This window comes from Streptomyces sp. NPDC058985, assembly GCF_042740985.1.
Classification (GTDB): Bacteria; Actinomycetota; Actinomycetes; order Streptomycetales; family Streptomycetaceae; genus Streptomyces.
The window spans coordinates 1-6987 of the sequence record NZ_JBHYJX010000093.1; the positions used below are offsets into that span (position 1 = coordinate 1).

Genomic DNA, 6987 nt, shown 5'->3' on the forward strand with positions numbered 1-6987 from the left:
GGGGTCGTGAGCCGTTGGCCCGCGTCTGCCGAAGCCTCTCGGTCTACAACGACAGCTGCCGCCCACCACCATCCGCCGCCAAAGCCGATGACACCCTTAGATCCACAGGCCGCCTGCTTGGGCCCATACAGTTCGGTCACGTCAGAGCGCACCGGAAACATCCTGTGCAGACAAGACGTCGGTGCATCCCCGGGCTCGAGCCACCTGTTCGAGGTGTTGCTGGCAGTCCTTCCCACCCGCCTCACTTCCGCCGCAAACGACAGCGGAACACCTCATGTCCAAATTCACCTCTCCGAGCCCTGTGCGTCGTCCCGCTGGCGTCCTGCTGACCTGCCACGACAGTCGCATCACCTCTGTCTGAGGTGGGCTTTAACGACCGATGCGTTTCCATCCCTGCGCCGTTAGTGCGCCCTATGTGCTTCCTTTGCGCTCCCATATGGCTCCCAATGCCTCTGGCTAAGGCAGCCGTCAAGCTTCTACGTTGATCTGTTCGCTTCAATCAAGCGAGCTCCGGCGCTGTGCGGGCCGGGTAGGCCAAAGGTTCGACAGAGGAGTGACAGGTGGAAGCGATCGCGGGGCACACGCGCCGTCAGACCGTGGCGGCGCGCGCACAGGAATGGGCGGATGCTCTGATCGACTTCGGGCCCTACAACACACTGCTGCACTTCAAGAACACCAAGACCGCATCCCTGGACGTCACCGGCGCCGAGCCATCAGCACTGACTTCGCTGCTGGCCGGCCGTACGACTCGCTTGGCGGGCCTCTTCCCCGACACCGCTGAGCACGCCGCCGCCTGCAGTCGGGCGCGGAGCCTGCGCCGCAAGATCGTAGAGCTGGACGAGGAACAGGGCATCGAAGCCGGGCGTCTGGCCATGGGCCTGCTGCGGGTGCAACCCCCGCCCACCCGAGGGAAGGCCCCAGTGCCCGGGCTGCGGGCCCCTCTGCTGCTGCAGCCCCTGGCCGTCCAGCCGCGCACAGCCACCGAGAACGACTTCGTCCTCGAGCTATCGAGGGAGACGGAGACCAACCCGGTGCTGCTGTACGCCCTGAGTCGCCAGTACGGCCTGGACGCCGGCACCGACGCCCTCACCGACAAGATCGCAACCGCCCTTGAGGAGTGCACTGACCCAGCTGACCGCATGCACGTCGCCTACGACATCATTCAGGAGGCTTGTGCGCGCAGTGGCCTTGCAGTGGAGCTGGAAGAGCACCTGGTCGCGGGAGTCTTCAGCTTCGACCGACTGCCCATGGTCAACGATCTTCACAGCGCCACCGACCTGTTGGCGAGCCACACCGTCATCGCCGCCCTTGCCGGCGACCGAGAGGCCAACCGCGCCCTCACCGAGGACACCGGGGCTCGCAACCCGGCCGGCGCGGACGACATCCCACCCCGATCCGAATACCTGGTGTTGGACGCCGATGCCTCCCAGCAGAAGGCGATCAGTACCGCCCTGGCCGGCACTCACCTGGTCATCGAAGGCCCGCCCGGCACGGGCAAGAGCCAAACCATCGCCAACCTGATCGCCGCCTTCTCCGCCCAGGGCAAACGCGTCCTGTTCGTCGCAGAGAAGAGGGCCGCCATTGAAGCGGTCACCGACAGCCTCGCCCACGTGGACCTGGACGGGCTGGTCTTCGACCTGCACGGCACCAAGCTCAGCCGCCGCCAGATCGCCCAGCAACTGCACGACGCATTGGAACGCGCCGGCCAACAGGCCCCGCCCCGCCCCGCCGACCTGCACGCCAACCTGGCCCACTACCGCCAGCAAGCCCTGCAGCACGTCCAGGAGTTCCACCAGCCATTGGCCCCCTGGCAGATCAGTGCGCACCAGTTGATCACGCGGCTGATGAGCAGTTCACCCGACCACCACACACGGCTGCGCCTGCGCGGCCACGAATTGCGCCGCCTTCACGGAGAGGACTACCGGCGCATTGAGCAGGATCTAAGGACCTTCACGGCGAAGAAAGGCCTGGCCGTACGCCGTGGCGAGTCACCGTGGTCCCGGCTGCCCGCCCGCACTGACGAGGAACTGCGCGCTGTAGTAACGGGCTTGGACCAGCTATCCGGCCGTGCCCTCACCGACACACGCCGTGCCCTGGAACAGCTGGTGGGCACCGCCGGCCTGCGCCGGGGCGAAGACTTCGACAGCTGGCAGAGTCTGCTCGCCCTGCTGCACGACGTCAGCGCGACCCTGACGCGATTCGAAGCCGCCGTCTTCGCCCCCGGCCTGGACGACCTAGTCGCGGCCACCGCCAGCCGCGCCTGGCGCACCGAGCACCGCCGACGTATCGGCTGGTGGCAACGCCGCAAGCTGGTCCGCAAGGCCCGCAGCCTCACCAAGGACGGCCAAGATAACCGCCCCTCCCTGCACACCGCGCTCCTGCAGGCATCTGAGCAGCACACCCGGTGGCAGCAGCATGCCATCACCAGTGACACCGGCCCCTGGACCGTGCCCGGCCTCAACCGCGTCATGGCCTCCTACACCGAGTTGCGTGACCAGCTCGCCGCGATAGCCGCATGCGTCCAATGGGTCGGCTGGGAGACGACGCCGGCCGACGAGGTGGACAAGACCATCCAGCGCCTCGACAGCGACCGCGACACCCTGATGCGGATGCCCGAGCTGAACCAGCTCACGGACCGCCTCGAAGCCGCCGGTCTGGGCCGCCTCCTCGACGAACTCGCCGAGAGTGCCGCCACCCCGGACATCGCCGTCGGCACACTCCGCCATCTGTGGTGGGCATCCGTGCTGGATGAAGCACGCATGCACTCCGCATACCTGCGCTCCTTCACCCGCACCGAACACGACCACGCCATCAGCCAGTTCGTCTCCTCTGACCGCATCCACCGCGACACCAACCCCGACCGCGTCCGCTACGAAGTCGCCACCCGCCTGAGGCAAACCCGCGACGCCCATCCCGAGCAGAGCACCCTGGTTCGGACCCAAGCCCACCGAAAGTCGCGACATTTGCCTCTGCGCAAGCTGGTCGAAACCGCCCCCGACGTCCTGCTGGCGGCCAAACCCTGCTGGGCCATGTCGCCCCTGGTTGTCAGCCGCGTCCTGCCCGCCACCCGCCTGTTCGACGTCGTCATCTTCGACGAAGCCAGTCAAGTACTGCCGCATGACGCCATCACGTCCATCATGCGCGCCCACCAGGTCATCGTCGCCGGAGATCCGCACCAACTGCCGCCCACCACGTTCTTCCACCAGGTACTCAGCGGCACGGACCAGCCCGCCGACCACGACGACGCGTCACCGGCCGCCTTCGAATCGCTACTGGACCTGCTCTGCAGCAGACTGCCGCACGTCCACAGCCTCAAATGGCACTACCGCAGCCGCGACGAACGTCTCATCGCCTTCGCCAACCACACCATCTACGACGACCGGCTCGTCACCTTCCCCGGCACCACCCAATCCAGCCCTCTGCGCCTGGAAACCGTCGACGCCGCAGCGCGTCCGGGCCAACAGGGCTCCTCCGACGAAGAAGTGCACCGTGTCGTCGAGCTCGCCCTCGCTCATGCCTCCGACACACCCCACCACAGCCTCGGCGTCATCACCATGGGCCAGCGTCACGCCGACCGCATCGACGGCGCGCTGCGCCAGGCCCTCCAAGACCGCCCCGGCCTGCAGACCTTCTTCAGCCCCGACGCCGGCCCCCGCCGACGCTTCTTCACCAAGAGCCTCGAACAGGTTCAAGGCGACGAACGCGACGCCATCATTCTCAGCATCGGCTACGGCAAAGCCGCCAAGGGACGGCTGTCCATGGCCTTCGGTCCACTAAACAACGACGGGGGAGAACGCCGCCTGAACGTGGCCATCACCCGAGCCCGCCAGCAGATGATCGTCGTCAGCTCCTTCACCCACCACGACTTCGACCCCGGCAAACTCAGAGCGACCCGCAACCGTGGCCCCGAAATGCTCCGCGCCTTCCTCGAGTACTGCTCCCACGGAGGCGACCTCCACCGCACCGGCAGCGCCGCCGACACCAGCCTCAACGGTTTCGAACACCAAGTCCTCGCCGCGTTGGAAGCCGCCAACGTCCCCGTCACTCCGCAATGGGGCGTATCCGGCTACCGCATTGACTTCGCCCTTGGTCACCCCGACCGGCCCGGACAGATGATCCTCGCCGTCGAGACCGACGGCGACCGCTACCACCGCGCCCCCAGCGCACGCGACCGCGACCGCCTGCGCCGAGAGCACCTCGAACGCCTCGGATGGCGCTTCCACCGTCTGTGGGCATCTGACTGGTTTACCAATCCCCACACCGAACTGGAGTGCCTCCTCGACGCCTGGCATCAGGCCGCAGACCAGGCCGACCACGCCTCGCAACCGGCCGGCGCACCGAACCCGGGCCGCACGGCATCCCCACCGCCCCCACCGACCACCCGCGGCCCCCGGCCCCCGCTGCCCAACGGTCAGCGCATCGGCGACTACTCCGACACTGACCTGGTCAGCCTCGCCATCTGGCTCCTGGACGACGGATTCCAGCTCGACCGTGACACCCGCATTACCCAGGCACTCACCGAACTCGGCTTCAAGAAGCGCGGCCGCGTCATCGTCGAACGCCTCACCCGCGCCTTCGAAGAGGCCCAGGCCACGGCAGACAAGGACCCCACACCGTGAAACCCCTCGATCCGCTCACCCTCGAACGCGCCGCACGACTCATCGTCGACATCGACGGCCCCTTCGAACGTCGCGGGTACCAACTAGCCCAACTCCTGCAACGTGCCGCCTGGCCCTACCCCGTCGAATACGACGGCTCACCCCGTATCCCCTGGCTCACCGACATCCTCACCGGCACCGACGATCCCACAGCAGTCAGCCGGCTGCTCTGCCGCATCTGCGACCCCCTCGAGTACGACGATGGCATCGACGCCGCCGACCTCGTCCGCCAAGAGCTCAACATCTACCTCGCCGCCGAACACCTCACCGTCACCTACGTCGCCCACCGACCCGTCCTGGGCGAACTGGGCATCGACGGCCACACCACCGTCTTCACGGTCCCCGACGACCTCCATGACCGCATACGTCCGCTCGTCAGTAGCGAGGACTTCCTCAAACAGCTCATGGAACGCATCACCGAGACACAGATCTGCGAACAGCACGGCGCCTACGGCCTCGCCCTCATCGGCATCGGCAGCTTCACCGAGGCTCTCCTCCTGGATGTGCTCACGCACCGCGATCCTGCCTTGCGCCAAGGCATCCCCCAGGGCAACAAGCGCATCGCCCCAGAACGCGCCAGCTTCGCCCTCCTCTTGGAGACGGCCAGGGATCGCGGCTGGATCCAAATGGACGCCCACGACTTCATGGCCATCGTCCGCGAGTACCGAAACTTCGTCCACCTGCGCAAACAGCAGGAGCGGGGGGTCGTCCCCGACCGGGACACCGTCGGCATGTGCTGGGGGCCTGTCCTCGCAGTCCTCAACGACCTGGAAACCAGCCGCTAGTCATGCTTCGCCGTTGAACGGTCGCGCCGCTTCTTCGTCAACTGTCCGCGGCAAGCTGGCACCCGACGGCAACAGCCGGTTGGGACCTGCCCGTCCCCGAGCACGAGTGGGACTGTCAAACGAGCGGTGTAACTGGGGCTGTTGTACTTACTGACGAGCTGCCGTCAGGCGGCCGTCGAAGGTGATGTCGAAGGCGTTCAGCGCGGTCTTCCAGCGCATGGTCCAGCGGGCCTGTCCCTTGCCGGTGGGATCAAGGGACATGATCGCCATGTAGACGCACTTCAGGGCGGCTTGCTCGTTGGGGAAGTGTCCGCAGGCCTTGACCGCTTGACGGATGCGGGCGTTCACGGACTCGATCGCGTTGGTCGTGCAGACGATGCGGCGGATCTCGGTGTCGAACCGCAGGAACGGAGTGAACTCCTCCCAGGCGTTCTCCCACAGCTTCACGATCGCTGGATACTTCTGGCCCCAGGCATCGGCAAACTCCGCAAACCGGTCCAGGGCGGCCTCCTCGGTGGCGGCGGTGTAGACGGGCTTGAGGAGACGGGCGATCTTGTCCCAGTCCTGGCGGGCGGCATAGCGGAAGGAGTTCCGCAGCAGGTGCACCACGCAGGTCTGCACGATCGTGCGGGCCAGACCCTCTCCACCGCCTCGGGCAGCCCCTTGAGGCCGTTGCAGACCAGCATGAGCACGTCGCCGGTGCCGCGGTTCTTGATCTCGGTGAGGATGTGCATCCAGTGCTTGGCACCCTCACCGCCGTCGCCAGCCCACAGCCCCAGGATTTCCCGCCGGCCCTCGGCGGTGACGGCCAGGGCCACATAGATGGGCCGGTTGGCGACCGCGCCGTCGCGGATCTTCACGTGGATGGCGTCGATGAAGAGCACCGGATAGACGGCGTCGAGCGGTCGGCTCTGCCATTCGGCCATGCCCTCGAGGACCTTGTCGGTGATGGTGGAGATGGTCTGCCGGGAGACCTCGGCGCCATAGACCTCGGCCAGGTGGGCCTGGACCTCGCCGGTGGTCAGGCCCTTCGAGGCCAGCGAGATGACCATCTCGTCAACGCCGGTCAGGCGCTTCTGGCGTTTCTTGACGATCTTCGGTTCGAAGGAGCCGTCACGGTCACGGGGCACGGTTATCTCCACCGGGCCGACGTCGGTCAGCACCGTCTTGGAGCGTTTGCCGTTGCGGGAGTTGCCGCCGTTCTTGCTGGCCGCGTCGTGCTTGTCATAGCCGAGGTGGTCGGTGATCTCGCCTTCCAGGGCGGACTCCAGCGGTCGCTTGGTCAGCTGCTGCAGCAGCCCGCCCTCACCGGTCAACTGCAGGCCCTCGGCCTGGGCCCGGCCCACCAGCTCGTCAATCAATTGGTCATCCACGGCCTTCGCCGACGCAGCCTTCGTGGGCTCTCCGGCTTCCGACGCGGGCACGTTCTCACTGGTCATCGATGCATCTTCCATGATCGGGAGTTACACCGAACGTCTTACAGTCCCGCGACTGGTTGCTGCAGGCAGCACGTGTGCCGGGCACCACATGTTTTTCTGGCTCCT

The 6987-nt window shown here is 66.6% G+C and carries 2 protein-coding genes and 1 pseudogene; 2 read left to right on the forward strand and 1 reads right to left on the reverse strand.

Going from position 1 to position 6987, the window contains the following annotated elements; genetic code table 11:
- The first annotated feature begins 560 nt into the window (after positions 1–560).
- On the forward strand, positions 561–4619 hold the full coding sequence (locus ACFW01_RS38195; protein ID WP_384511437.1) for an AAA domain-containing protein: 4059 nt from the start codon (positions 561–563) through the stop codon (positions 4617–4619).
- Positions 4616–5443, forward strand: coding sequence for a hypothetical protein (locus tag ACFW01_RS38200; protein ID WP_384511440.1), 828 nt, complete (start codon positions 4616–4618; stop codon positions 5441–5443). The genes ACFW01_RS38195 and ACFW01_RS38200 overlap by 4 nt, the downstream gene beginning before the upstream one ends.
- 147 nt (positions 5444–5590) lie before the next feature.
- Here ACFW01_RS38200 and ACFW01_RS38205 read toward each other — a convergent pair.
- Positions 5591–6882 (reverse strand): annotated as a pseudogene (locus ACFW01_RS38205) (IS256 family transposase).
- Between the last annotated feature and the right edge of the window lie 105 nt (positions 6883–6987).